23 protein-coding genes and 2 rRNA genes are annotated in these 25,406 nt (G+C 63.6%); 24 read left to right on the forward strand and 1 reads right to left on the reverse strand.

The features are described 5' to 3' along the window. Positions 1–312 precede the first annotated feature (312 nt). From CIMIT_RS05860 to der, 19 genes are all read left to right on the forward strand, one after another. Positions 313–3,397: ribosomal RNA gene (locus CIMIT_RS05860) — 23S ribosomal RNA — on the forward strand. A gap of 181 nt (positions 3,398–3,578) precedes the next feature. Next, positions 3,579–3,696: ribosomal RNA gene (gene rrf, locus CIMIT_RS05865) — 5S ribosomal RNA — on the forward strand. A gap of 800 nt (positions 3,697–4,496) precedes the next feature. Next, positions 4,497–5,171: a tetratricopeptide repeat protein gene (locus tag CIMIT_RS05870; protein WP_038590443.1), complete on the forward strand. Its 675-nt coding sequence runs from the start codon at positions 4,497–4,499 to the stop codon at positions 5,169–5,171. 16 nt (positions 5,172–5,187) lie between these two features. Then, a complete protein-coding gene (locus CIMIT_RS05875; RefSeq protein WP_038590446.1) occupies positions 5,188–6,177 on the forward strand; it encodes an HAD-IIA family hydrolase in 990 nt (329 codons plus the stop codon). A gap of 1 nt (position 6,178) precedes the next feature. After that, entirely contained in the window at positions 6,179–6,346 is a 168-nt protein-coding gene (locus tag CIMIT_RS12800; protein WP_168167117.1) for a hypothetical protein, read from the forward strand. A gap of 21 nt (positions 6,347–6,367) precedes the next feature. Beyond that, positions 6,368–7,198: a TlyA family RNA methyltransferase gene (locus tag CIMIT_RS05880; RefSeq protein WP_038590451.1), complete on the forward strand. Its 831-nt coding sequence runs from the start codon at positions 6,368–6,370 to the stop codon at positions 7,196–7,198. After that, a complete protein-coding gene (locus tag CIMIT_RS05885; RefSeq protein WP_038590454.1) occupies positions 7,195–8,112 on the forward strand; it encodes an NAD kinase in 918 nt (305 codons plus the stop codon). The genes CIMIT_RS05880 and CIMIT_RS05885 overlap by 4 nt, the downstream gene beginning before the upstream one ends. A gap of 19 nt (positions 8,113–8,131) precedes the next feature. Beyond that, positions 8,132–9,859 (forward strand): DNA repair protein RecN, encoded by a 1,728-nt coding sequence (recN, locus tag CIMIT_RS05890; RefSeq protein ID WP_038590457.1) that lies wholly within the window; start codon positions 8,132–8,134, stop codon positions 9,857–9,859. Between the two features lie 53 nt (positions 9,860–9,912). Continuing rightward, positions 9,913–11,109, forward strand: a complete 1,197-nt coding sequence (gene steA / locus CIMIT_RS05895) for a putative cytokinetic ring protein SteA (RefSeq protein ID WP_038590460.1) — start codon at positions 9,913–9,915, stop codon at positions 11,107–11,109. 20 nt (positions 11,110–11,129) lie between these two features. Further along, complete coding sequence (locus CIMIT_RS05900) at positions 11,130–11,993, forward strand: copper transporter (protein WP_051904836.1); 864 nt, start codon at positions 11,130–11,132, stop codon at positions 11,991–11,993. Between the two features lie 2 nt (positions 11,994–11,995). After that, positions 11,996–12,631: an NUDIX domain-containing protein gene (locus CIMIT_RS05905; RefSeq protein WP_038590462.1), complete on the forward strand. Its 636-nt coding sequence runs from the start codon at positions 11,996–11,998 to the stop codon at positions 12,629–12,631. Further along, complete coding sequence (gene xerD / locus CIMIT_RS05910) at positions 12,632–13,537, forward strand: site-specific tyrosine recombinase XerD (protein ID WP_038590465.1); 906 nt, start codon at positions 12,632–12,634, stop codon at positions 13,535–13,537. Positions 13,538–13,637: 100 nt separating this feature from the next. Beyond that, the gene (locus CIMIT_RS05915; protein ID WP_051904837.1) at positions 13,638–14,708 is read left to right on the forward strand and encodes a hypothetical protein; all 1,071 of its coding nucleotides are present in this window, start codon (positions 13,638–13,640) and stop codon (positions 14,706–14,708) included. Between the two features lie 128 nt (positions 14,709–14,836). Beyond that, the gene (locus tag CIMIT_RS05920) at positions 14,837–15,718 is read left to right on the forward strand and encodes a ParA family protein (protein ID WP_038590468.1); all 882 of its coding nucleotides are present in this window, start codon (positions 14,837–14,839) and stop codon (positions 15,716–15,718) included. A 6-nt stretch (positions 15,719–15,724) separates the two neighbouring features. Then, on the forward strand, positions 15,725–16,561 hold the full coding sequence (locus CIMIT_RS05925) for a segregation and condensation protein A (RefSeq protein ID WP_051904838.1): 837 nt from the start codon (positions 15,725–15,727) through the stop codon (positions 16,559–16,561). Positions 16,562–16,791: 230 nt separating this feature from the next. Further along, positions 16,792–17,343 (forward strand): SMC-Scp complex subunit ScpB, encoded by a 552-nt coding sequence (scpB, locus tag CIMIT_RS05930; protein WP_051904839.1) that lies wholly within the window; start codon positions 16,792–16,794, stop codon positions 17,341–17,343. A 109-nt stretch (positions 17,344–17,452) separates the two neighbouring features. Then, positions 17,453–18,382 (forward strand): pseudouridine synthase, encoded by a 930-nt coding sequence (locus CIMIT_RS05935; protein ID WP_038590471.1) that lies wholly within the window; start codon positions 17,453–17,455, stop codon positions 18,380–18,382. Beyond that, on the forward strand, positions 18,383–19,087 hold the full coding sequence (cmk, locus tag CIMIT_RS05940; protein WP_038590474.1) for a (d)CMP kinase: 705 nt from the start codon (positions 18,383–18,385) through the stop codon (positions 19,085–19,087). A gap of 62 nt (positions 19,088–19,149) precedes the next feature. Further along, the gene (gene der / locus CIMIT_RS05945) at positions 19,150–20,655 is read left to right on the forward strand and encodes a ribosome biogenesis GTPase Der (protein ID WP_038594222.1); all 1,506 of its coding nucleotides are present in this window, start codon (positions 19,150–19,152) and stop codon (positions 20,653–20,655) included. Between the two features lie 6 nt (positions 20,656–20,661). Here the strand turns inward: der and CIMIT_RS05950 are convergent, their stop codons facing one another. Then, positions 20,662–21,450, reverse strand: coding sequence for a class I SAM-dependent methyltransferase (locus tag CIMIT_RS05950; RefSeq protein WP_038590477.1), 789 nt, complete (start codon positions 21,448–21,450; stop codon positions 20,662–20,664). A 40-nt stretch (positions 21,451–21,490) separates the two neighbouring features. Between CIMIT_RS05950 and CIMIT_RS05955 the strand changes: the two genes are divergently transcribed. The 5 genes from CIMIT_RS05955 to CIMIT_RS05975 all read left to right on the forward strand — a co-directional run bounded on the left by CIMIT_RS05955 (position 21,491) and on the right by CIMIT_RS05975 (position 25,259). Then, complete coding sequence (locus CIMIT_RS05955) at positions 21,491–22,414, forward strand: CE1 family esterase (RefSeq protein ID WP_038590480.1); 924 nt, start codon at positions 21,491–21,493, stop codon at positions 22,412–22,414. Between the two features lie 47 nt (positions 22,415–22,461). Beyond that, complete coding sequence (locus tag CIMIT_RS05960) at positions 22,462–23,406, forward strand: diacylglycerol/lipid kinase family protein (protein WP_038590484.1); 945 nt, start codon at positions 22,462–22,464, stop codon at positions 23,404–23,406. Positions 23,407–23,486: 80 nt separating this feature from the next. Continuing rightward, positions 23,487–24,059, forward strand: coding sequence for a DUF3558 family protein (locus CIMIT_RS05965; RefSeq protein WP_038590489.1), 573 nt, complete (start codon positions 23,487–23,489; stop codon positions 24,057–24,059). Positions 24,060–24,061: 2 nt separating this feature from the next. Next, positions 24,062–24,643 (forward strand): DUF3558 domain-containing protein, encoded by a 582-nt coding sequence (locus CIMIT_RS05970; protein ID WP_038590493.1) that lies wholly within the window; start codon positions 24,062–24,064, stop codon positions 24,641–24,643. Between the two features lie 19 nt (positions 24,644–24,662). Further along, the gene (locus CIMIT_RS05975; protein ID WP_038590498.1) at positions 24,663–25,259 is read left to right on the forward strand and encodes a DUF3558 family protein; all 597 of its coding nucleotides are present in this window, start codon (positions 24,663–24,665) and stop codon (positions 25,257–25,259) included. Positions 25,260–25,406: the final 147 nt, after the last annotated feature.

Here is a 25,406-nt window from a genome sequence, read left to right on the forward strand (position 1 = left end):
AGCACACAATGAGCTACGCCGGTTGGTGTGGTTGTGGTTGTCTTGTTGGCCTGCACGTGAATGATCATGCGCCCTGGTTGGTGTGTGGTTGTTGTGGTGTGGGTGTGTTGTGTGAGAACTGTATAGTGGACGCGAGCATCTTTCTTCTTTCCATGCTCCGCATTGTTTKKGTGGGGTGTGGGTTGATTTATTTTTGTGTTTTGCAATGTTTTGTGTTTGCAAGATCGTTTGTAAGTGTTTTGTGTATCTGCGCATGCTGTCTGCYGCTKTTKKGTGGYGAGGTGGTGTGTGTTTGTATCGTGTTGGGTAATTTGTTTGGTTATTCAGGGCGTACGGTGGATGCCTTGGCATGCTTAGCCGATGAAGGACGTGTGAGGCTGCGTTATGCCTCGGGGAGTTGTCAACAAAGCGTTGATCCGAGGATGTCCGAATGGGGAAACCCAGCACCGGTTGTGTGGTGTTACCCGCAGATGAATGCATAGTCTGTGTGGGGGTTGACGCGGGGAAGTGAAACATCTCAGTACCCGTAGGAGAAGAAAACAATTGTGATTCTGCTAGTAGCGGCGAGCGAACGTGGATGAGGCTAAACCATGTGCGTGTGAGACCTGGCAGGGGTTGCGTGTGTGGGGTTGTGGGGTGCAATGGAYCYAGGCTGCCATCTGGGTGCGTGTGTGTGCGTGTAAGCGGAAGTYRYTTGGGATGGTGTACCGGAGTGGGTGAGAGTCCCGTACGCGAATATKYGTYGMATRTGCGTTGTTGTTAKCCCCGAGTAGCAGCGGGCTCGTGGAATCTGCTGTGAATCTGCCGGGACCACCCGGTAAGCCTAAATACTAAGTGTGACCGATAGTGAAKAGTACCGTGAGGGAATGGTGAAAAGTACCCCGGGAGGGGAGTGAAAGAGTTCCTGAAACCGTGCGCTTACAATCCGTCAGAGCACCRTTGTTGTGTGTGATGGCGTGCCTTTTGAAGAATGAGCCTGCGAGTCAGCGGCATGTCGCGAGGTTAACCCGWRTGRWGGGGTAGTCGTAGCGAAAGCGAATCCTAGTTGGGTGTKTTTAGTGGCATGTCCTGGACCCGAAGCGGGGTGATCTACCCATGGCCAGTGTGAAGCAGCTGTAAGAGGTTGTGGAGGCGCGAACCCACGTAGGTTGAAAACTGCGGGGATGAGTTGTGGGTAGGGGTGAAAGGCCAATCAAACTCCGTGATAGCTGGTTCTCCCCGAAATGCATTTAGGTGCAGCGTTATATGTTTAGCTTGCCGGAGGTAGAGCKACTGGTTGGTTGAGCGGGACTATCATCTTAGCAACATCAGCCAAACTCCGAATGCCGGTGTAAGTGTGTATAGCAGTGAGACTGTGGGGGATAAGCTTCATAGTCGAGAGGGAAACAGCCCAGATCGCCGGTTAAGGCCCCTAAGGGTGTACTAAGTGGAAAAGGATGTGGGATCGCGAAGACAGCCAGGAGGTTGGCTTAGAAGCAGCCATCCTTGAAAGAGTGCGTAATAGCTCACTGGTCGAGTGGTTCTGCGCCGACAATGTAGTGGGGCTCAAGTACACCGCCGAAGCCGCGGCAATAATCCTTGTGATTGTTGGGTAGGGGAGCGTCGTGCATGGTGTGAAGCAGTACCGTGAGGAGTTGTGGACTGTGTGCGAGTGAGAATGCAGGCATGAGTAACGAGTGTAAGGTGAGAATCCTTACCGCTGGATGACTAAGGGTTCCTGGGTCAAGTTCGTCTTCCCAGGGTGAGTCGGGTCCTAAGGCGAGGCCGACAGGCGTAGTCGATGGTKAACGGGTTGATATTCCCGTACCCGTGTATGCGCGCCAAGTGATGAAGCGGTGAGACTAACCACCCTGAACACTGGCCATTGGGTGACTTTGTTGCCCTGGGTTGGTGTGATGCGTGGGGCCTGATCCGTGGTAGTCAAGTGATGGGGTGACGCAGGAAGGTAGCCAAGCCACCGGTTGGTGTGTGGTGTAAGCGTGTGGCACGACAGTGTGTGAAATGCCGCTGTCAAATGTGTGAGGCGTGATGCGTAGCCCATKKTTGGGTGATGTTGGTGATCCTATGCTGCCGAGAAAAGCCTCTAGCGATGTGTGTATACGGCCCGTACCCGAAACCGACACAGGTAGTCAGGTAGAAAATACTGAAGCGGTCGGGTGAACTGTGGTTAAGGAATTCGGCAAAATGCCCCCGTAACTTCGGGAGAAGGGGGACCCATGCTGGTTGCCATGTTTTGCGTGTGGTTGCTGGTGTGGGTCGCAGAGAAGAGAGGGGAGCGACTGTTTATCAAAAACACAGGTCCGTGCGAAGACGGTTAAGTTGATGTATACGGACTGACGCCTGCCCGGTGCTGGAAGGTTAAGAGGACCTGTTAGGCCTTTGTGGTCGAAGCGGAGAATTTAAGCCCCAGTAAACGGCGGTGGTAACTATAACCATCCTAAGGTAGCGAAATTCCTTGTCGGGTAAGTTCCGACCTGCACGAATGGCGTAACGACTCCCCTGCTGTCTCAACCACAGGCCCGGTGAAATTGCAGTACGAGTAAAGATGCTCGTTTCGCGCGGCAGGACGAAAAGACCCCGGGACCTTCACTATAGCTTGGTATTGGCATTCGGTGCGGTTTGTGTAGGATAGGTGGGAGACKWTGAWGCGGCYACGCTAGTGGTTGTGGAGTCGTTGTTGAAATACCACTCTGACCGTAGTGGATATCTAACCTTGGCCCATGATCTGGGTTGGGGACAGTGCCTGGTGGGTAGTTTAACTGGGGCGGTTGCCTCCCAAAATGTAACGGAGGCGCCCAAAGGTTCCCTCAGCCTGGTTGGCAATCAGGTGGTGAGTGTAAGTGCACAAGGGAGCTTGACTGCGAGACTTACAAGTCGAGCAGGGACGAAAGTCGGGACTAGTGATCCGGCACCTACTTGTGGATGTGGTGTCGCTCAACGGATAAAAGGTACCCCGGGGATAACAGGCTGATCTTCCCCAAGAGTCCATATCGACGGGATGGTTTGGCACCTCGATGTCGGCTCGTCGCATCCTGGGGCTGGAGTAGGTCCCAAGGGTTGGGCTGTTCGCCCATTAAAGCGGCACGCGAGCTGGGTTCAGAACGTCGTGAGACAGTTCGGTCTCTATCCGCCGCGCGCGTTGAAACTTGAAGAAGGCTGTCCCTAGTACGAGAGGACCGGGACGGACGTACCTCTGGTGTGCCAGTTGTTCCGCCAGGAGCATTGCTGGTTGGCTACGTACGGGAGGGATAACCGCTGAAAGCATCTAAGCGGGAAGCCTGTTTTAAGATGAGGTTTCATTTGAGGTGCCCAGTAGACGACTGGGTTGATAGGCCGGAACTGGAAGCACAGTAATGTGTGGAGGTGACTGGTACTAATCCACCAAATATCAAACAACAACCCCAACCACAACACACGTGGTCTTGGTAAACACATCAAACCGTGTGAAACAACAAAAGCATTCGCGTCCACTGTGCAGTCACTGACACAACACACCAACGTGTCAACAGTGATTCAAAATAAATATTGCGTCACCAACAACCAACAACACTGGTTGACTGGCATGCCCCAATAGGTGTGTCGGTGGTTGATGGCGGCGGGGAAACGCCCGGTCCCATTCCGAACCCGGAAGCTAAGCCCGCCCGCGCCGATGGTACTGCACTCGGGAGGGTGTGGGAGAGTAGGTTACCGCCGACCCAACAACTTCATTTTTCGACGCGCTTCGCGCACCAAGTAGAGGTGCCCGGAGCGCGTCGCTTTTTTGCGCCTTCGCCGCCCCGGGGGTATTCCAGACACTACCCCGCGCGCCCGAGGGCACTGGAATGATTTTGTAACAAGACAGCACTGCAACAGCGTTGTGCCTGGTCACTGGAAATCCAACGCAACATTATTCCACCCTTCCGCGGCGCGACCCCACCCAATGCACCGTGTACCGACACAATCACACGCGACCAAGCGTTTTACACGCGGGGTGGGGCCAAACGGAGCTAGCTTCAAATAGACAAACCGGCCACACGTGACCAGGGGAAATACCAGTGGCCAGCGGCCAAACGGAGCTAGCGCCATCTACGACAATCAAGCGCCGCGCGAGGAACAACGTCCAGCCCCCAGCCAGAACCCGTGCCAAACCCCGCACCACGCCCACCCCGCACCACGCCCACACCGAGCCACCGTTCCCGCAGCTCACCCCGGACACCACGACGGCGATGACATAGACGACCTCCCACATCAGGGCAACCCCAAAGGTGTGTGAGCAAACCCCCTATAATGAGTTGAACGCAAAAGAAAGGGCATTGATGTCGGAAGAGAAGCACTCGTCGCATAGGCGCGAAGGCGGATACGGCGGTGGCCGTGATCGTCGTGGAGCAAAGCCACGCGGTGGTAAGCCGGGTGGCCGCCGAGGTGGTAGGGGGCACGGTCGTGACGATCGCTTTAGCGGCAAGAAGGTTCGGCACGATCGCCCGAACCCGTCCCGCCAGGGATTCCGTGAGGATCGTATGGCAAAGAAGGCTGAGGAGCCGGATCTGCCGGACGGCATTGATATCAACGAGCTCGACCGCTCCGTGCTGCAGGATTTGCGCGTGCTGTCCAAAGACAACGCAAACCGGGTAGCACAGCACATGGTCATGGCGATCGAGGTGCTGGAGGATGATCCCCAGCTTGCGCTTCGCCACGCGCGTGCGGCGAAGAACCGCGCAGGTCGCGTGGGTGTTGTGCGTGAGACCAACGGGGTCGTCGCCTACCACGCCGGTGAGTGGAAGGAAGCGCTCTCCGAGCTGCGCGCGGCTCGTCGCATGAGCGGCGGCCCGGGTCTGCTGGCGGTGATGGCGGACGCTGAGCGCGGCCTTGGTCGGCCGGAGAAGGCGCTGGAGCTTGGCCGGACTCCGGAGGCTCGCCAGCTGAATCCGGAAGACCGGATCGAGCTTGGCATCGTGCTTGCGGGCGCTCGGCACGACCTGGGGCAGCACGAGTCTGCCCTGGCTACGCTGTCGCGCTTTGAACCGACGCAGACCCCAGGGACTGTCTCTCAGCTGCGGCTCGCCTACGCCAATGCTGAAGCGCTGCTTTCTGTAGGCCGGAAGGATGAGGCCAAGGAGTGGTTCCAGTCCGTTGCTGAGGCAGACGCTGAAGGTATGACGGACGCCGAGGAACGCGTCCGCGAGCTGAGCTAGGAGGAGACAGAAGCTGATGTCTGCGACCTTGCAAGACCTCCACGACGCGCTGCTCTTGGATCTCGACGGCACCGTATGGGAGGGCGGGCGCGCGATCCCGCACGCTGTCGAAGCGATCAACGCCTCTGGGTGTACGGCTGTGTACATCACCAACAACGCTTCCCGCTCGGCGGCTGAGGTGGCCAGGATGCTTGATGCAATCAACCTGCCTACAGATGCAGAGCACGTGCTGACCTCGGCCCAGGCCGCGCTTGGGCTTGCAGCGGATACGCTCGCACCTGGCGATCCGGTACTCGTGCTGGGCGCACAGTCCTTCCGCGATCTTGTCCAAGAAGCTGGTTACCGCCTCGTCGATTCCGCAGACGAGCAGCCGAAGGTCGTCCTGCACGGCCACAACCCGGATACGGGCTGGGCGCAGCTTTCCGAGGCCGCGCTGGCCATTCGCGCCGGTGCCACGTACCTCGCCTCCAACATGGACACGACGCTGCCCATGGAGCGTGGGTTGATGGTGGGTAACGGTTCGATGATCGCTGCGGTGACGTCGGCAACCGGCGTGGTGCCCGCCTCAGCTGGCAAGCCTGAGCCTGCGATGTTCCACCAGGCCGTGCAGCGCATTGGGGCGAAAGCCCCGCTGGGCGTCGGCGATCGCTTAGACACCGACCTCGCTGGCGGGGTCGCCGCCGGCATGCCTACCCTGCATGTGCTCACCGGTGTGTCCGGGCCGCACGCACTTTTGCAGGCCCCGGCGAAGCAGCGGCCGACCTATATCGCGGAGGACATGCGCGGCCTTGCTGCGGATCCCGCCTCTTTGCGCCCGGGCGTGCACGGTGGTTTCTCTGCCCGCATGGACGGCGAAGTGCTCGTGCTCGACGGCGGCACCGCGGACTCCACCAGCCACGAGGCACTGCTTACCGCGCTGGAGGTCGCCTGGTCGCAGCCGACACCTCCGAGCGAAGTCCGCGCTGAGTCTGCTGCGGCGGAGGCCGCGCTGGCCAAGTGGTGGTAGCGTGAGCGCCCCGAAACCGCACGATCCGCGCACAACGCAGCACAGCCCACAGGAGGTGCGCGAGCGCGTGGAGGCAATCCTCGCGGAGCCCGCCGATTCGCTTCTCGACGAAGCGTCGCAGCTCGCCCGCGCCCACGACGTCTTAAGCGACGCGCTGCGCGAGAACTAGGAAAAGGAGACGGAAAAGGACGTGGCACCCGGACGCAGACGGCTCGACGCAGAGCTGGTTCGCCGCAAGATCGCACGCTCGCGTGAGCAGGCCCAGACCTGGATCAAAGAAGGCAAAGTGACCGTCAACGGCTTCCCAGCAACGAAGCCGGCCACGGTGGTGGAGCCGGACGTGTCGATCAAGGTCGACGTGGGCGAGGAGGATGAGTGGGCCTCGCGCGGGGCACACAAACTCTTGTCTGCGCTCGAGGTGTTCACCCCGCAAGGGCTCGACGTAGCTGGGCGCAGGGCGCTAGACGCGGGGGCGTCGACAGGCGGCTTTACCGATGTCTTGCTCAAGCGCGGGGCGAAGGAAGTCATTGCCGTGGATGTGGGCTACGGCCAGCTCGTTTGGCGGCTGCAGAATGATCCGCGGGTGCAGGTGCTGGATCGGACGAACATCCGCCACCTGACGCTTTCGCAGCTGGGCGAGCCAGCAGACCTGATGGTCGGCGATCTGTCCTTCATCTCGCTGAAGCTGGTGCTGCCCGCGATCGCGGAGTGCATGGCGGAGGGCACAGACCTGCTGCCGATGGTCAAGCCGCAATTCGAGGTGGGCAAGGACCGCCTCGGGCACGGCGGGGTCGTGCGTTCCCCGGAGTTGCGCGCGGAAGTGACCACCGAGGTCGCGGAGTTTGCGCAGTCGCTCGGCCTGAGCGTGAAGGGCGCGACGGCGTCCGGGCTCCCCGGCCCAAGCGGCAACGTAGAATACTTCCTGTGGCTGGTCAAAGACGGCGGCGCGAGTGCACTTGATGCCGCAGAGCTACATTCGCTGGTTACACATGCAGTAGAGGAAGGGCCCAAAAAGACGTGAGCGAGACATCCACGCGCGAGATCCTATTGGTGCCGCACTACTCGCGGCCGGACAATATTTCTTCCGCAGCCACTGCGGCCCGGCTGCTTACCGACGCGGGCCTGCGCGTCCGGCTGCTTGAACAGGATGCAGAAAGCCCGATCAACAAGGACCCGGAACTGCGGAAACTCGAACAGGTCCCGGGTGGACTCGACGCGGCGGCAGGGTGCGAGCTGGTTCTGGTGCTCGGCGGTGACGGCACGTTCTTGCGCGCTGCGAGCTACGCCCACGCCCAGGACATTCCGGTGCTGGGGATCAACCTTGGCCACGTCGGCTTCTTGGCTGAGGGCGAGGCGGAAAGCCTCGAGCAGGTGATCGCGGACGTGATTTCGCGTTCCTACCGCGTCGAGGAGCGCATGACCATTGACGTGATGGTGCGCGATGCTTCGGATACCGAGCTCGGCCGCGGGTGGGCACTGAACGAGTGCAGCATCGAAAACGTGGACCGCACCCAGGTGCTGGACGCCACCTTGGAGGTGGATTTCCGGCCGGTGTCTTCCTTTGGGTGCGACGGCGTGCTCATTTCCACCCCGACAGGCTCGACCGCGTACGCCTTTTCCGCGGGCGGTCCGGTGATGTGGCCGGCGCTCGACGCGATTTTGGTGGTGCCCAATAACGCGCACGCGCTGTTTGCGAAGCCACTGGTGGTCTCTCCGCGCTCGACGGTTGCGGTGGAGTCCGAGCCGACGACGAGCGACGCGGTCGTGATCATGGACGGGTTCCGCTCGATTGCCATGCCAGCGGGTTCGCGCGTGGAAGTCATTCGCGGCTCGCGGCCGGTACGGTGGGTGCGTCTGGACGACCGCCCGTTTACCGACCGTCTGGTCAATAAGTTCCAGCTGCCCGTCTCCGGGTGGCGCGGGCCCCGCTACTGATTTTTGAAAAGGAGCATGCATGCTGGCAGAGATTGCCATTCGCAACCTCGGCGTGATTTCTCACGCCTCGGCGGAACTCGCGCCAGGACTGACTGTGCTCACCGGCGAGACCGGCGCGGGCAAGACCATGGTGGTCACCGGTCTACGCCTCCTCACTGGGGGTCGCGCCGACGCATCCCGGGTGCGTACCGGTGCCACGGAAGCCGTGGTAGAGGGCGCGTTTAGCCTCGCCGGCATTGCGGAGGACACGCAGGAGCGCGTCGAAGAGATCGCCGAGGGCGCGGGTGCGAGCGCGGATGAGAACGGCGAGTACGTCGTCTCTCGCTCCGTGAAGGCGACCGGCCGCTCGAAGGCCCACCTGGGCGGGAGGACGGTGCCCGCGGCCACGTTGGGCGAGCTGGCGGGCGAGCTGCTGACCATCCACGGCCAGAACGACCAGTTGCGCCTGATGTCGCCGGATGAGCAGCTCGCCGCGGTGGACCGTTTCGACCCGAAAATCGCGGGCCTTTTGGAGAAATACCGCAGCGCCTACCGTGCGTGGCGGGAGGCGGCGCGGGATCTGCGGGAGCGTACGGAGCGCCGACTAGAGCTTGCCCAAGAGTTAGACCGGCTTCAGTTCGCCTTGGAAGAGATCGACGGGATCGACCCGCAGGAGGGCGAGGACACCGAGCTGGTCGAGACGATTAACCGGCTCCAAGACGTCGACGCACTGCGGGAGGCGGCGGAGACCGCGCTTGCCGCGATCGACGGGTCGGAGGCCGCCGGGGGCTATGGCGGCGACGAGGACGCGGCGTCCACGCTGGTGGGGCGTGCCGCGGCGGCGCTCGACGGGGCCAGCGACGCGGTGCTGAAGGAGTTGGGCACGAGGATGCACGAGGTCGCGAGCCTGCTTGGCGACGTCTCCGCGGAACTCGGCAGCTACGTCGCAGAATTGCCCAGCGACCCGGACGAGCTTGATCGCCTCCTGCAGCGACAGCAGGAGCTGAAAACGCTGACGCGCAAGTACGCGCCGGATATCGCAGGCGTGTTGGCGTGGCGAGCTAAAGCCGCCGAGCGCTTGGCGCGGATCGACACCTCTGACGAGGCCATCGAGGCGCTGAAGAGGCGCGTGGCGACAGCGGAGAAGGAGATGCGCACCCGCGCCAATGCTCTGACCAAGGCGCGCGTGGCCGCTGCCGCGGAGCTGGGGCAGGCCGTAACCGGCGAACTGCACGGTTTGGCCATGCCGAAGGCGCAGTTGAGCGTGGAAATTTCTGAGGTCGACTTCGGCCCGCGTGGCGCAGATGCCGCGGAGATCCGCCTCGCGCCGAATACCGCGCTGGAACCGAAGCCGCTGGCCACGAGTGCCTCCGGCGGCGAGCTGTCCCGCGTCATGCTCGCGCTCGAGGTCATCCTCTCGGGTGCGAGCGGTGGGGCCACCATGGTCTTTGACGAGGTCGACGCGGGCGTGGGTGGTCGCGCTGCGGTGGAGATTGGGCGTCGATTAGCGCGCTTGGCGGCCAACAACCAGGTCATCGTGGTCACGCACCTGCCGCAGGTCGCAGCGTACGCGGATACGCACCTGCACGTGGCCAAGGACGTCAGCGACGAGTCTGTGACGTCCGGGGTGCTCAGCTTGGATGCCGCGGCCCGGATTGACGAGCTCGCCCGCATGATGGCAGGCCTGGATGACTCCGATACCGGCCGGGCCCACGCCACAGAACTCTTCGAGCGAGCACAGCGCGAGGTGCGCGAAATGCGCGCCTGACGCTCCCGCGCGCCTTCACCATACGGGCTGGTCACGGGTGCACAATATGACGCATGACTGTTGCTTCCCGGAACACCGAATCTGCGCAGCCCGCGCTGACGGGCACGCTGCGCGATTGCACTGCCCAGGGGCGGGGGCTGTCGCGCATGCAGGAGGGCGATATAGCTCTCGTTGACTCGCCGGACATGACCCGCAGGCAGGCCGAGGCGTTGCTCGCCCGCAAGCCGAAGGCGGTGGTGAACCTGGCGCAGTTTTCCACCGGTGCGATGCCGAACTACGGCCCCCACCTGCTTGCCGACGCCAATGTGACCATGTTCGAAGCCATCGGCACCGACACTGCAACCCGGGACAAGCTGCGTGATGGGAAGAAGGCGTCGATTAGCGCTGACGGCACGATCACCGTGGGCAAGAAACAGGCGGCGACGGCCCAGCTGGTCAAGCGTGCCGACCTGGACACGACCTTTACCGAGGCGCAGCAGCACCTGGTGGAGCAGATGGAGGCCTACTTCGGCAACACCATCGAGTTCGTGCATGCGGAGGCCCCGCTGCTTATCGACGGCCTCGGCGTGCCCGACCTCGGCGACGCCATGCTCGAGCGCAAGGTGCTGGTGGTCTCGCCGGGGTCGGAGACGCGCGAGCGGCTGAAGGGGATCAAGAACTTCATCCGCGAGTTCACCCCGGTCATCGTCGGCGTGGGGCAAGCTGCGGACACACTGGTGGAGATGGGCTATGAGCCGGACTACATCGTGGGGGATCCGACGGGTATCGCGTCGACAAGCTTGCGCAGCGGCGCGCGGGTGATCCTGCCTGCGGAGACGGACGGCTTTGCCCCGGGGCTCGAGCGCATCCAGGATCTTGGGGTGGGCGCGATGACGTTCCCCGCGGCGACGGAATCGCCGACGGATCTGGCGATTTTGCTTGCTGTGTTCCACGACCCGGACATGATTATTACTGTCGGTGAAGCCGTGGAGCTTGACCAGATCTTTGCTGATCCGGACTCCACGCAGCCGGAGGCGCTGCTGACCCGCATGAAGGCGGGCCGCAAGTTGGTGGATTCGACGGTGATTGAGCAGCTCTACGCCGTGCCGTCGAACGGCGGGGTCGCGTGGGCGTGGGCCATTTTGGGCATCCTGGTGGCGTTCGCCACGATCGTCGTGGTCGTGGGGCTCTACGGCGCGGGCGACTTCAGCGAGAACTTGATTAACACCTGGAACAGCATCGCCTTGTCGGTGCAGAGCCTGTTTGAATAGCGGAGAAGGGGTAGCCAAATATGTCTGATTCTTCACGTGCAAGCGGGCTTGTCGTTGCGGGTCTCGGCTGGGGTATCGCGCTCGGTGTGGCCGCGGGGGCGCTGGTGCTTGCGCCGGCGATGCGCAGCGAGGGCGAGCCTTTCGGGCAGGAGTCTGCCGCCTCGATGCGCGAGATGCAACGCGCGGAATCCTACGCCGATGATGCGGATAGCCTGCTCGGCGACCACTCCGCGGCACTCGTCAGCGGCACGCTCGACGACGCCCACGTGACAGTACTGCGCACAGCGCGCGCCGCCGACGAGGACGTCGCCGCGGTGCGCTGGCTGCTCGACCGGGCGGGCGCGAAGAACTCCGGCGAGATCGCGCTGACGGAGAAGTTCACCTCGCAGGACTCCGCGGATGCGCTGTCCTCGCTCATCGCTAACACGCTGCCGGCGGGCGCGCAGCTGTCGGTGGAGCAGCGCCGACCGGGCGTGCACGCTGGCGAGTCGCTTGGTGCCGCGCTGTTCGCGGACCAGGAAACCGGGGAGGGGATTGCCGCAGCTGGGGACCGCCAGTTCGTGCTCGACGCGCTGCGTGAGGGCGGCTTCCTCGACTTTTCCGGCGACGTCGTCCCGGCCGATGCGATCGTGATCGTTGGCGGGGACACCGCTGATATCGGCGACGACGCAGAGACGGCAGGCGAGGCCGGCGAATTCGGCCAGCAACTGCTCGGAGACTTCGCCGACGCGCTCGGCGGCACGGGTACCACCGTGCTGAGCGTGCGTGAGATGGGCGCGTGGAAGGCCCCGGAGCTTGAGCAGGCCACCTTCATCGAGGCCGTGGAGACCGAAGCGGGCCGGATCCGGACCGTGCTCGGTGCCGCCGACGACAAGGAGTCCTAGACGTGCCCCACGAATTCACTGTGAGAGGCTCCGAGCTGCTCGCCCAGTCGCCGATCTTGGCGCTGCGGCGCGACCGCGTCGAGATGCCGGGCGGCAAGGTGGCCAACCGAGAAATCGTCGAGCACTTCGGCGCGGTCGCCGTGGTTGCCCTCAACGAGGCAGGCGAGATCGCCGTGGTGGAGCAGTACCGGCACGCGGTTCGCCGCCGCCTGCTCGAGCTGCCCGCCGGGCTGCTGGACATGTCGGGCGAGGACGAGCTGACCTGCGCGAAGCGCGAGTTAGTCGAGGAAGCCGGCCTGGAGGCTGGCAACTGGGCCGTGTTGGTCGACCTGGTGACCTCGCCCGGGTTTGCGGAGGAAGCGGTGCGCGTTTTTCTCGCCCGGGACCTGCGCGAGGTGCCGCGTCCGCCAGCCGAGGACGAAGAGGCAGACATGACCGTGAGTTGGATGCCGCTGGCGGATGCCCGGGATGCGGTGCTGCGCGGGGAGATCGTCAACTCGATTGCGATCGCCGGTGTCCTGGCCACGACCGAGGTTGCCGCAGGCCGTGCCACCCCGCGGTCGGTAGACACTCGCTTCGAGTACCGCCCGACGTCCCTGGCCAAGCGCCGTACGGGCCCGGACCTGAAGCAGCTCTAGGTGGACGCGCGCACACTCGCCGAGCGCTGGCTGACCCACCTCATCGTCGAGCGCGGGGTTTCGGCGCACACGGAGAGCAATTATCGACGCGACGTCAACCGCTACCTCACCTGGCTCGAGCGCGCCGGCATCACCGATTTGCGGCAGGTCACGGCCCGGGACGTGGAAGCCTATGTGGCTGATCTGCGCCGCGGAGTAGACGGAGCGCGCGGGCTGTCGACCTCATCGACCGCCCGAGCGCTGGTCGTTGCCCGAGGGCTGCACAAATTCGGCGTGGCCGAAGGCGTACTCGACGCCGACGTCGCCGCGGAGGTCGCACCGCCCAAGCAGGGGGAGAAGCTGCCCGACACCTTGAGCGTGCACGAAGTCGAGGCGCTGCTGGATGCGTGCCCGACCGAGACGCCGATCGGCGTACGGGACCGGGCGCTTTTAGAGCTTTTGTACGCCACGGGGGCGCGCGTCTCGGAAGTGCTCGCGCTGAACGTCGACGACGTGCACGACACCGAGGGCGTCATCACAGTCACCGGCAAGGGCAACAAGCAGCGGCTGGTGCCAGTCGGCTCGCACGCCCAGGCGGCCGTTGGCGCATACTTGGTGCGCGTGCGGCCCGCGTTCGCCACTGGGAAGAGCCACGCCCTGTTCTTGAACACCCGCGGCGGGGCCTTGTCGCGGCAAAGCGCGTGGACGGTGCTGAAGCAGGCGGCGCGTCGCGCTGGGATTGAGAAGGATATTTCCCCGCACACGCTGCGCCACTCCTTTGCCACCCACCTGCTTGAGGGCGGCGCCGACGTGCGGACGGTCCAGGAACTGCTCGGGCACTCCTCAGTGACTACCACGCAGATTTACACGCACGTGACCGCCGCAAACCTGCGCGAGGTGTGGCAGCAGGCGCACCCGCGCGCCTAACTCATGGTTAGCTGTGCGCACCGTGTCAGGCGCTGCCAGCCGGAGGGTGTAGATTAACCGTTTTGCACGTTTTGTTCACACACAGGAGGGGTTTGCACCCGTGACGTATTCCCGCACAGCCGCCCGCGCAACACTGAGCGTCGCCGCGGTCGCAGCACTGGCACTGGCCTCAGCACCGATCGCGCCCGCACAGCTGCCCGAGGGCGTGAACCCGGCTGATGTGCAGTCGATGATCCCCTCCGAGGTCACCGTCCGCGCCGGCGAGACCACCACCGTGGACCTTGGCGTCCCGGTGGACGTGAACTACTCCAGCGGCGGGTGGCAGGTCACCTCGAACGGCACGCAGGTCTCTGTCACCGCGCCGGATACACCCGGGGCCACGGCAAGCGTGCCCGCGAGCGCCGGTGGCATGACGGCTACGGTGAACCTCGTGGCGGTCGGTGAGGGCGAACAGGCTGACGCCGACGACGTCGCGGAAGGGGGCGGCGGCGCAGCTGCTGGCGGAAGCGGCGGCGGAAATGCTGGCGGAAGTGCCAGCGAGGGCGCTGGAGAAAATTCCGGTGAAAGCGCCGGTGGCGCTGGTGAAGGCGGCTCCGGTGGTGAGGGCGGCGGCGGGGCGTCGCAAAGCAGCGGGGCCGGCGGAGAGGCAGCACCCGCGCGCGGTGACCGACAGAAGGCGGAGGAAGTCGACACCTCTGGTGCGAAGCGGCTGGCCTTTGACGGTGAGATCGACGGCAACACACTCGTGGTGAAAGTCTCGCTGCGCAAGGCCCGCGACCTGATGAAGTATGCCAACGCGGACCGCGAGGGTGCGAAGCTGCGCTACGTGGACGCGGAGGGCAACATCATCAAGGGCGTGAAGCGCGACGTGGATGTGGCCAAGCGGACCATGACGTTGACGTATCCGGAGGGGGAGACCCCCGATAACCCCTTCATCATGGAGGTCGTGCGCGACGGCAAGGCAGAGTTCATCGCGGAGATTACGGCGACGAACGCCCCGGCCTCCGGTGCGGAGGATGAGGCGCAGCCAGTGGAAGATCAAGGCGGTACCGTTGACTCTTCGAGTAAGGGCAGCTCGGTGCTCCCGCTCGTGATCGGCGGGGTCGCGCTGCTTGCTGCGCTGGCGCTGATCATTGTGTTCTTCGTCCGCCGTTCCCGCGCACGCGGTTAATGCCAACGTTGTAAGATAGACGCGTCAAGCGTTACGGCGGAACTTTGGGCGCTTCGCCGCTGGCGCGGATTTGGATGTACAGATGCTCACTGGACGTTTGGGCCGACGGCTGAAGGAAAGGACCGACAATGGCAGATGACGCACTGTTCGATGCCTCCGAGCAGAAAACCTTCCTCACGGGACGCCCCTACCGCGAGTTCCCCGAGCCGGCACCGCTGGACAAACACGGCCCGGCCACCGTGCTGTCGATGGTGAACCAGAAGGGTGGCGTGGGCAAGACGACGTCGACGATCAACCTCGGCGCCTGCCTGGCGGAGCAGGGCAGGAAAGTCCTCCTGGTTGACTTAGACCCCCAGGGCGCGCTGTCTGCCGGGCTGGGCGTTTCCCACGACGAGGAGCAGGTGACGGTCTACGACCTGCTCTTTGACAACACGGCGAGCATCCACGCCGCGATCAAGCACTCGAACGTCAGCGGTCTCGATCTGGTGCCCGCCAACATTGACCTGTCGGCAGCGGAAATCCAGCTGGTCAACGAGGTCGGGCGCGAGCACACCCTGGCCCGAGCGCTGCGCCCGGTGCGCAACGAGTACGACATCATCATTATTGACTGCGGGCCGTCTCTCGGCCTGCTCACCGTCAACGCGCTCGCCTGCTCCCACGGCGTGATCATCCCGATGGAGTGCGAGTACTTCTCGCTGCGCGGTCTCGCCCTGCTCACCGACACCGTGGAGAAGGTGCGCGACCGGATCAACTTCGACCTGGACATCGTGGGCATCCTGGTCACCATGTTCGACCGTCGCACCACGCACGCGCGCGAGGTGATGGACCGCGTGGTGGAGGTCTTCGGCGAGCGAGTCTTTGACACCGTAATTACCCGCACCGTGCGTTTCCCGGAGACCTCGGTGGCCGGCGAGCCGATCATCACCTGGGCACCACGTTCGCAGGGCGCGGAGCAATACCGCAACCTTGCGCGCGAGCTGCTCGAGCGCACCGAGCGGGGCACGGCGTAGGCAGGCGTGGCTGATCCTGCAGGTGGCGGCCCCCAGGGCCAGGTAGGCGAGCAGCCGGAGATTACCGGGTTCCGGCTTGTCCTCAACAACTTCGAGGGCCCCTTCGACCTGCTTTTAAACCTGATTAGCTCGAAGAAGCTCGACGTGACCGAGGTTGCGCTCGCCGAAGTGACCGACGAGTTCATCGCGTACACTCGCGCGCTTGGCGAGACCGCGAACCTCGACGAGATCACCGAGTTCATCCTGGTCGCGGCCACTTTGCTCGACCTCAAAGCCGCGCGCCTTGTGCCCCGCGGCGAGGATGAGGAGATCGAGGACATCGAGCTGTTGGAGTCCCGAGACCTGCTCTTCGCCCGCCTTCTGCAGTACCGCGCCTACCAGCAGGTGGCTGATCAGTTCGCCGAGTGGCAGAAGCACGCGCAGCGACGATACCCGCGCGCTGTCTCCATGGAGCCGCAGTTCGCGGACCTGCTGCCGCCGGTCAACCTCGGGCACACCCCGGCGAGCTTTGCGCAGCTGGCCGCCAGCGTGTTCCGCCCCAAGCCGCCGGAAGAGGTCGGCGTGGACCACCTGCATGCGGTGGAGGTGTCGGTCCCGGAGCAGGCCGGTCGCATCCTGGACACGCTCAAGGTAGTGGGGGCGAGCCAGTGGCTTAGCTTCGCGTCGCTGACGAAGGACTGTGCGCTGTCGATGGAGATCGTCGGCCGCTTCCTCGCGCTGCTCGAGCTCTACAAGGCGCGCGCGGTGGAGACGAAGCAGGAGGAAGCGCTCGGCCCACTGGAGGTGTCCTGGACCGGGCTCGAGGTGGACCCGGCCGTCGTTGCGGCGAGCAACTGGGCGTGAGCGGATCACGCGCTACATGACGAAACCTCCACGACGAAGACCTTGGGATTTTCGTCAATCTGCGGCCGCTGTGTTCGTCATGTAGCCCGGCCGCGAGCTAAACAGCGCAGATCGGAGCTCGATTATCGCCAATTCAGCACTATCGACGTGCTGGTTACGCCTTTTAGCGGAGCGCTGTCGATCGGGACACGCGGGCGTCGGCAAGCAATAGCACCTTATAGACTGTGGGCATGGATATGCCGATGGTTTCCCAGCTGCGCTCGCGTGTGGAGTCGATTCTGCTGGTCGTGGACACGCCGGTGGAGGCGGAGGCCGTCGCGGGTGTGCTGGGCGCGACGCGCGAGGACGTTGATGCGGTCTTGCGCGAGTGGGCGGCGGAGCTGGACGCGCGTGGCAGCGGGATCGACCTGCGGGAGACTCAGGAGGGGTGGCGGCTGTACACGCGCCCGCAGAACGCAGAGGTGGTCGAGGCGTTTGTGCTGGATGGCACGCAGTCCAAGCTCAGCCGCGCGGCGCTGGAGACGCTCGCGGTGGTGGCGTACCGCCAGCCGGTGACGCGCGCGCAGGTCGCCGGGGTGCGCGGCGTGAACGTGGACGGCGTGATGCGCACGCTGACGCTGCGCGGGCTGATCGCGGAGGTGGACCCGGACGAGGCGACGGGCGCGCACCGCTACGTCACCACCGAGCTGTTCCTGGAGCTGCTGGGGATCGACTCGCTGTCGCGGCTGCCGGACCTCGCGCCCTTGCTGCCTGAGGTCGACGCGATCGAGGACGCGTGGTAGCGGCTGGTAGACGCCGGTTGTCGCTGGTAGACTCTGCCCCGAACACGCGCGGTGCCGCTTATGTTGCCGTCACCCGCATAACCCCAATATGGATGTAAAGGATTCACACATGACTCCTCCCGCTCGCCGAGACGGCACACCGGACACGGGGAAGGATGAGCCGTTCTACCCTTCCTACGCAAAGCCGGCGAAGAAGCAGAATGTGCGCCTGGACAAACGGCGCGAAAACGCGAAGAAGCATGAGCCCCACCCGTTGGAAGACAATTGGTGGGACGACGATGAGACGAAAGCCCGGAAGCAGAAGACGGATGGGATCCGGCTGCAGAAGGTGCTGGCTCAGGCGGGTGTGGCGTCGCGTCGTCACGCGGAGGTGATGATCGACCAGGGTCGCGTCGAGGTCAACGGCAAGATCATCGCGGTGCAGGGCACGCGCGTGAACCCGAACGTGGACATCATCCGCGTCGACGGCACCCGCATCAATGTCAACGAGGAGATGGAATACTTCGCGTTTAATAAGCCGCGCGGAGTGCAGACCACAATGCAGGACGAGTTCGACCGCACCTCTGTCGGCTCCTACCTGTCGGAGCGTACGGCTTCCGGCCAGCGCCTCTTCCACGTGGGCCGCCTTGATGCGGACACCGAAGGCCTGCTGCTTCTGACCAACGACGGGGAGCTGGCCAACCGGCTGACCCACCCGAAGTACAACGTGTCCAAGACCTACCTGGCCACCGTGCTGGGTGAGGCGAAGGGCGGCCTGGTCAAGAAGCTGAAAGAGGGCGTCGTGCTTGACGACGGCACGGCGAAGGCCGACTATGCGCAGATCGTCGACGTACACAACGGCCAGTCCTTGATCCGCGTCGAGCTGCACGAGGGCCGCAAGCACATCGTGCGCCGCATGCTCAAAGAGTGCGGCTTCCCGGTCCAGCGCCTGGTGCGCACCAAGGTGCACACCGTGCAGCTGGGCGACATGAAGCCGGGCGCGATGCGCGCGCTGAACTCCTCCGAGCTGGCTTCGCTGTACAAGGCGGTGCAGATGTAAATGGGTACCGCACAGATTTCTAACATGCCTGACGGCGGGCTCATCCTGGCTGTCGACGGGCCGTCCGGCACCGGCAAGTCCACCACCTGCCGCGCGCTGGCGAAGCGCTTGGACGCAAAGTACGTGGATACCGGCGCGATGTACCGGGTGGCAACACTCGCGGTGCTGCGCGCGGGCGTCGACCCGACGGATACGCAGGCCGTGATCGAGGCGACGAAGGATCTGCCGCTCGAAGTCTCCGATGACCCGGACGCGAAAGAGGTCCTGCTGGCAGGCGAGGACGTCTCCGGCGAGATCCGCGGCCCGGAGGTCACCCGGAACGTGTCTGCGGTCTCGGCGATCCCCGAAGTGCGCGTGAACCTGGTCGAGCTGCAGCGCAAGCTCGCCCGCGAGGCGCACCGCGCGATCGTGGAGGGCCGCGACATTGGCACTGTGGTGCTTGCCGACGCCCCCGCGAAGGCCTTCATGACGGCGTCGGCCGAAGTACGCGCCCAGCGCCGCTACGACCAGGACGTCGCCGCAGGCCGCGACGCCGACTTCGAAACGGTGCTGGCGGATGTGCAGCGCCGCGACGAGCTGGACTCTTCCCGCGCGACCAGCCCGCTGCGTCCGGCCGATGACGCGGAAGTGATTGATACCTCAGCAATGGCCCCCGACGAGGTGCTTAGCGCCCTCATTGGATTGATTGAAAGGAGCGCGCAGTGACCCAGGAGCCAAAGGACACGGGTGCTGAAAACGCACCCGAGACGGAGTTCATCCAGCCGGGCATCGACGCCTCCGGCTACGAGGAGCTGAGCCCCGAAGACGTTGGGGCCGATGACGCCGAGTTCTACGACGCCGACTTTGACACCAACGACTTTTCAGATGCCGACTTCGCCGAATACACCGACGAAGATTGGGCCGAGATCGAAGAGTCCTTCGGCATCATGCGCCCGGACGTGGTGGAGGAGAACCTGCCCACGGTAGCGATCGTGGGGCGCCCGAACGTGGGCAAGTCGAGCCTGGTCAACAGGTTCATCGGTCGTAGGGAAGCCGTGGTGGAAGACCACCCCGGTGTGACGCGTGACCGGGTCAGCTACCTCGCAGACTGGGGCGGGCGTCGCTTCTGGGTGCAGGATACCGGTGGGTGGGACCCTAACGCCCGCGGCATCCACGGCGCGATCGCGCGCCAAGCAGAGGCCGCGATGGAGACCGCCGATGTGATCGTGATGGTGGTCGACGCACAGACCGCGATCACCGAGACGGACGCGGTGATGGCGCGCAACCTGCAGCGCTCGCCGGTACCGGTGATCCTGGTGGCGAACAAGTTCGAGTCTGAGTCCCAATGGGGCGACGCCGCCGAGTTCTACGGGCTCGGCCTGGGCGATCTGTGGCCGGTCTCGGCGCTGCACGGCCGCGGCGGCGCGGACGTGCTCGACGAGATTCTGCGACTGTTCCCGGACGAGCCGCGCGCCAAGCCCTCCATCACGGATGGTCCACGCCGCGTCGCGCTGGTCGGCCGCCCGAACGTGGGCAAGTCGAGCCTGTTGAACAAGCTGGCCAAGTCGCACCGCTCGGTGGTGGACAACGTTGCTGGCACCACGGTGGATCCGGTGGACGAGATGATCCAGCTGGATGAGCACATGTGGAAGTTCATTGACACCGCTGGCTTGCGCAAGAAGGTCAAGAACGCCCAGGGCCACGAGTACTACGCGAGCCTGCGCACCCGCGGCACGATCGATGCGGCCGAGGTGTGCGTGGTGCTGATCGACGCCTCCGAGGAGATCTCGGAGCAGGACCAGCGCGTCATCTCCATGGTGCTCGAAGCGGGCAAGGCGATGGTGATCTGCTTTAACAAGTGGGACCTGATGGAGGAAGATCGCCGGTACTACTTTGACCGCGAGTTCGACGAGATGATGGGCCACCTGCCGTGGGTGACCAAGCTGAACATCTCCGCAGAAACCGGCCGCGGCCTGCACCGCCTGGAAAAGGCGATGACGGAGGCGCTGGAGAACTGGGACAAGCGTATCTCCACCGGTCAGCTGAACAACTGGCTGCGCGAGGCGATCGCTGCCAACCCGCCGCCGATGAAGAACAACCGGCTGCCCAAGCTGCTGTTCGCCACCATGGCAACCACCCGCCCGCCGACAATTGTGCTGTTTACCACCGGTTTCTTGGACGGCGGCTACCGCCGCTACCTGGAGCGCAAGTTCCGCGAGACCTTCGGCTACCACGGCACGCCGGTGCGCATCGCGGTGCGCGTGCGTGAGCGGAACCCGCGGCGTCGCAAATAGCGCGGGCTAATCCCGCTTCCCGTATACGAACGCGTCGACGCGGTAGGGAAGCGGGATGCGCTGTCCGCGCTCGAAGCCGAGCCGATCGTGGAGATACCAGTCCAGGTTGGCCACCATTTTCTCCCGTGTCTTCGTGTTTGCGCGCAACCAGTAGGAGCGGGAGGCCATCAGATCGAAGCACTCGTCGGTGGTGACGATCTGCGCCCAGGTTTCACGCAGTTCGCCCTCGAGTACCCAGGGGCGCGCGACTTGCGGGTAGAACCCGGCGCGCTGCACATCTCCTGAGTGCATGATTCGGCTGAGCCTTAAGACCCACGGGTGGTTGACGGCGAGCGTGTTCCAGCACAGCAGCAGTTTGCCGCCTTCGCTGGTCACGCGGGCGGCCTCAGCGCTGGCAGCTGTAGTGTCGACCCAGTGCCAGGTTTGGGCGCAGGTGACGGCGTCGACGGCGGCGTCGGCAAGTGCGGTGGCCTCTGCAGTGGCGCGCCAGACGGGCACCTCGGGCAGATGTTCACGCAGCACGCGGGTCATGTCGGCCGACGGGTCGCAGGCGAATACGTGCTGATCCGTGTTTTCCGCGAGCAGCTTGGTGAGCTTGCCGGTACCGGCGCCGACGTCCACGATGCGGGCACCGCCGGCTCGCCGTGGGAGCGTGCCCAAAAGCTTGGTCACGGCAGGCGGGTAGGAGGGACGCACCGCGTGGTAGAGCGTCGCCCCGTCGCTAAAAGCGCGTGCTGAGCTGGTGCGATGCTGCTCATCGCGGAAGGCTGGCTGCTGCTTTCCACTGGGCTTCATAATCGACTAATGTACCGGGTCGAAGGTTTTGGGAGGAACTATGACAGCACTGCGCACGGCGGGCCTGCTCGCTGTGGTCGGCGTGGTGCTTTGCAGTGCCGCCTGCGCGGACGCGCCGGAGCCGATCTCGGAAATCGTGCCCTCTTCGGTGCGCGACCACGTCGCTGAAGTGGAGCCGTGGAGCAGACCGGATACGCACGAGCGCACGATCCAGGTCGGAGAACGCGAGCGCAGCTACCTGCTCAGCGTGCCGCCCGGGGCAAAGCAGCGCGGAAGCCTCCCCATGATTTTTGCGTTCCACGGCTATGGGGAAGACGCGGCGTCGATACGCAAATACTCGCGACTAGATGTGGCCGACGCGATCGTGGTCTACCTGGACGGGGTCGGCCGCGCGTGGGCACCCGCGCCGTACGCGAAGACGTCGGGCGGCGAGGATCTGGCGTTTGTCGACGCGGTACGCGAGGAAGTCATGGGCGAGTACTCCGTGGACAAGGCGCGCGTGTTTGCCACGGGCCTGTCCAACGGCGGTGGGTTTGCTACCTACCTGGGCTGCCAGCGCCCGCAGGACTTTACCGCGGTGGCTTCGGTCTCGGCAGCGTTCTACCACCGCGTTTCGGAGGGGTGCTCCTCCATCCCGATCAAGCACGTGGACTTCCACGGCACTGATGATTCGGTGATGAGCTACTCCGGCGGCGAGCGCCACGACACGGCCTACGAGTCAATCGAGGCGATGCTGGAGGAGACGGCGCAGCGCAACCACTGCGCGCCCGAGTACGTGGAAAAGCCGCTCTCAGAGACGGTGTCCGAGCTGCGCTGGGACGGCTGCGACGCGCCCTTGGTGCACTACCGGGTTACCAGCGGACCGCACATTTGGCCCGGCGGTGCCTACGACACCTCGGAGACGACGACCCGCGGGTTCGCCACGCGCACACAGCTCGCGTTCTTCGGCGTGCCGATGCGCTAAAAGGTACCGGGAAGTTTCGGCCGCGTGCCCTATGCTTGTGCGGTGTGATGCAGAATTCTCCACGAGCCGCCGTCGTCGTGTTCAATCCTGCCAAGATCGATAAGAATCGCCTCCGCGCGGTGGTCACGCGCCATGCGCCGAGCGACTGCCGGATCGAGTGGATCGCCACAACCCCGGACGACTCGGGCGAGGCTGAGGCAGCCGCGCTGCGCCGCTCCGACGTCGACGTGGTGCTGGTCGCGGGCGGCGACGGCACGGTTCGCCAGGTTGGCACCGCGCTGGCCAACTCTGGGATTGCGCTGGGCATCGTGCCCACCGGCACAGGGAATCTGTTGGCGCGCAACCTTCGCCTGGACTTGGGGCTCGAGGCGTCGGTAAGCAGGGCTTTCCACGGGGAGCATATGCTTATCGATGTCTGCCGCGCCAAACTCTCACGCCCCGACGCCAGCAACGAACGCCTCGGCTTTCTCGTGATGGCCGGAGTCGGCCTGGACGCGCAGATGATCGAGTACACCGACGAGGGCCTCAAACGGCGCATCGGCCCGCTGGCCTACATCTCTGGGATCGCGCGCTCGCTGCGCGGCGGCAACCGGATCAAGGTGACCTACACCGTCGACGGGCATCGCACCCATGCCACCAAACTGCACACCCTGATCTTTGGCAACTGCGGGGAGCTCATCAACGAGATCCCACTGCTTCCCGAAGCCCGCCCCGACGACGGCCTGCTCAACGCCGTCGGCATGGCACCTCGCGGGCCCATCGGGTGGACCAAGATCGGGCTCAACCTCGTGGCAAACAAGGTGGCGCGGCTGCGAGGACTCAACCCCGACCCGCCCGTGGTCAACTTCGCCGACCTGGAGTATTCGGAAGGGAGCCACGTCAAGGCCTTCTTTGCCGCCCCGGAAATCTTCGAAGTCGACGGTGATCCGGTTGGCGAGGTCACCGCAGTAGAGATCTCAGTCGACGCAGGCGCACTGAAGGTGTGCGTGTAGCACGTGTTCCGGTAGCGGGTTTTCCGGGCTTGCGTCATACTGAACGCAAACCTGTAAGGACCGTACACGGGGAGGATGCCGTGCGAACAACTTTCATTGGTGGTGCCGGAGTCGCGGCCTGCGCGGTGCTCCTCGTTGGCTGCGGGGCTACAGAAGAGATCCCAACGGTGCCAGAGCTCCAGTTTAAGAGCGGAACGCTTGCGATTGAGGAGTTCTCCAGCGAGTCGGTGGCTGGAAACGTGTTTGATCCCTGCACTGAGATTTCTGCGGAAGAATACGAGGCGGCAGGCCTTAACGGCGTCAGGCCAATGGAGAGTGAATACGAGTTTGAGGACATCAACTCGTGCGACACGAACCTGAACGAGGCCGGTCAACGGCTCACGATCAAGGCGGGCCCGATCAGTGAAGCAGGGCTGAAGAAACAGTCGGAAAACGCATTGGAATACCCCGAGTCGATCGTGCCCGGGCTGTTTACGTACACCAATGCGTTGCCGGGAGTGTGCTTTGCACAAGTAGATACCGAGCGGGGAGCACTTACAGCGCAGATGTCTGCGCAGGGCAGCGGCACCGAAGACATTGATCGATGCAAGATCGCTCGGGAAACCATCGAGGACATCTACAAGGCCGTCAACACAGATGACGAGGAGCAGTAAGCATGCGGCACAGGCCTTTCCAAACGATGCTCTGCGCCGCTGCGCTCGTACCGCTTCTGGTCTGCTGCGGGACTGCGGCTAAGGAACCGGCACCTGAGCCGGAGGCACCCCCAGCGTTCCACTTTGCCAACGGCGATCTAGTCATCCGCGAATTCGCCTCCGATGCCGTGAAGGGAAACCTCTTCGACCCCTGCACGGAGATCACCGAGGAAGAGTACACCCAAGCTGGCATCGAAGGCGTGGACACTTTTGAAAATGAACTCGGCGACGACCAAGTTGTAAAGTCGTGCACCTCAATCGAGCCGAGTGCAGACTCGAACCGCCGCATCGAAGCCTCGGTCTTGAGCGAGAATTCACTGAAGGCCTCCGGGGCGAAGCAGATTGACCATCCGCAGTCCAGTGTCCCAGGCCTCTACACAGTGAGAGAAGGTGCCGGATCTTGCCGGGCACAGGTCGACACCGAACGCGGTGCCTTTGCCATCGGTCTATGGAAAAATGACCACGAGGGGAAAGAAGACACTGTGTGCAGTGAAGCACAGCAGGAGATGGAAAAGCTGTACGAGGCAGTCAGCGGCGACGAGTAACACGCACATGGGGGATGCAATGGACAAGAAGCTCTCAGCGACGTTGAGCTGTCTGGCGATTGTTGGCGCGCTGGCGGGGTGCGCGAGCGATCCGGTTGAGCCAGCTGCGGAAGTGGCGGAGCCTGAAGCGCCGGCGTTCCACTTCGCGAGTGGGACGCTGGAGCTCGGGGACTTCGACCCGGCTACGCTTGGCGACGACCTGTTTGATCCCTGCACCGAGATCTCCGCGGATGAGTTTGCTGCAGCGGGGATGACGGGGGTGGAGGCGGAGCCTTCGATTGGAAGTATGTCGGGTGGACTTGGCCAGGGGTGCCGAACTGACAGCCTCGAGCCTGGGGTTACGCGCATGATCCTTGCCACGCGGACTTCATCACAATCTGTGGCACAAGCGCCCGGTTATGAGATAAAACATCCTGAATCCGTGGTGCCAGGCCTGTACACTCACCAGGCCCCAGAGGTTGATCCGTACTTGTGTATCGCACAGGTCGATACGATACGTGGAGGAGTTGGAGTGGGGGCCACTATCAGTGGTTTAAAGAAGAACACTCTCGATGCGTGTGGAATTGCCGTACAAGAACTGGAAGAGCTGTTTACTACAAACGGGGACAATGGTTAGCAAACCCGGGCCAAAGACTTAAGTTTCCGGTACGTTGACAAATGCAACGCAGATTGAATCATCTGCTAGCTAGTTTCTGGGGAAAACTAAAACTATGGGGGAAATTGTGGGGAACCGAATTAATTTAGACGTTGACTCTGTTTTAAA

Origin of the sequence: Corynebacterium imitans (genome assembly GCF_000739455.1) — a bacterium.
Taxonomy (GTDB): Bacteria; Actinomycetota; Actinomycetes; order Mycobacteriales; family Mycobacteriaceae; genus Corynebacterium; species Corynebacterium imitans.

Coding starts and splice junctions, on each gene's coding strand:
- CIMIT_RS05870 (WP_038590443.1), top strand. CDS start 4,497: ATGGCAAAGAAGGCTGAGGAGCCGGATCTGCCGGACGGCATTGATATC.
- CIMIT_RS05875 (WP_038590446.1), top strand. CDS start 5,188: ATGTCTGCGACCTTGCAAGACCTCCACGACGCGCTGCTCTTGGATCTC.
- recN (WP_038590457.1), top strand. CDS start 8,132: ATGCTGGCAGAGATTGCCATTCGCAACCTCGGCGTGATTTCTCACGCC.
- steA (WP_038590460.1), top strand. CDS start 9,913: ATGACTGTTGCTTCCCGGAACACCGAATCTGCGCAGCCCGCGCTGACG.
- CIMIT_RS05900 (WP_051904836.1), top strand. CDS start 11,130: ATGTCTGATTCTTCACGTGCAAGCGGGCTTGTCGTTGCGGGTCTCGGC.
- CIMIT_RS05920 (WP_038590468.1), top strand. CDS start 14,837: ATGGCAGATGACGCACTGTTCGATGCCTCCGAGCAGAAAACCTTCCTC.
- scpB (WP_051904839.1), top strand. CDS start 16,792: ATGGATATGCCGATGGTTTCCCAGCTGCGCTCGCGTGTGGAGTCGATT.
- CIMIT_RS05935 (WP_038590471.1), top strand. CDS start 17,453: ATGACTCCTCCCGCTCGCCGAGACGGCACACCGGACACGGGGAAGGAT.
- cmk (WP_038590474.1), top strand. CDS start 18,383: ATGGGTACCGCACAGATTTCTAACATGCCTGACGGCGGGCTCATCCTG.
- CIMIT_RS05950 (WP_038590477.1), bottom strand. CDS start 21,450: ATGAAGCCCAGTGGAAAGCAGCAGCCAGCCTTCCGCGATGAGCAGCAT.
- CIMIT_RS05955 (WP_038590480.1), top strand. CDS start 21,491: ATGACAGCACTGCGCACGGCGGGCCTGCTCGCTGTGGTCGGCGTGGTG.
- CIMIT_RS05960 (WP_038590484.1), top strand. CDS start 22,462: ATGCAGAATTCTCCACGAGCCGCCGTCGTCGTGTTCAATCCTGCCAAG.
- CIMIT_RS05970 (WP_038590493.1), top strand. CDS start 24,062: ATGCGGCACAGGCCTTTCCAAACGATGCTCTGCGCCGCTGCGCTCGTA.
- CIMIT_RS05975 (WP_038590498.1), top strand. CDS start 24,663: ATGGACAAGAAGCTCTCAGCGACGTTGAGCTGTCTGGCGATTGTTGGC.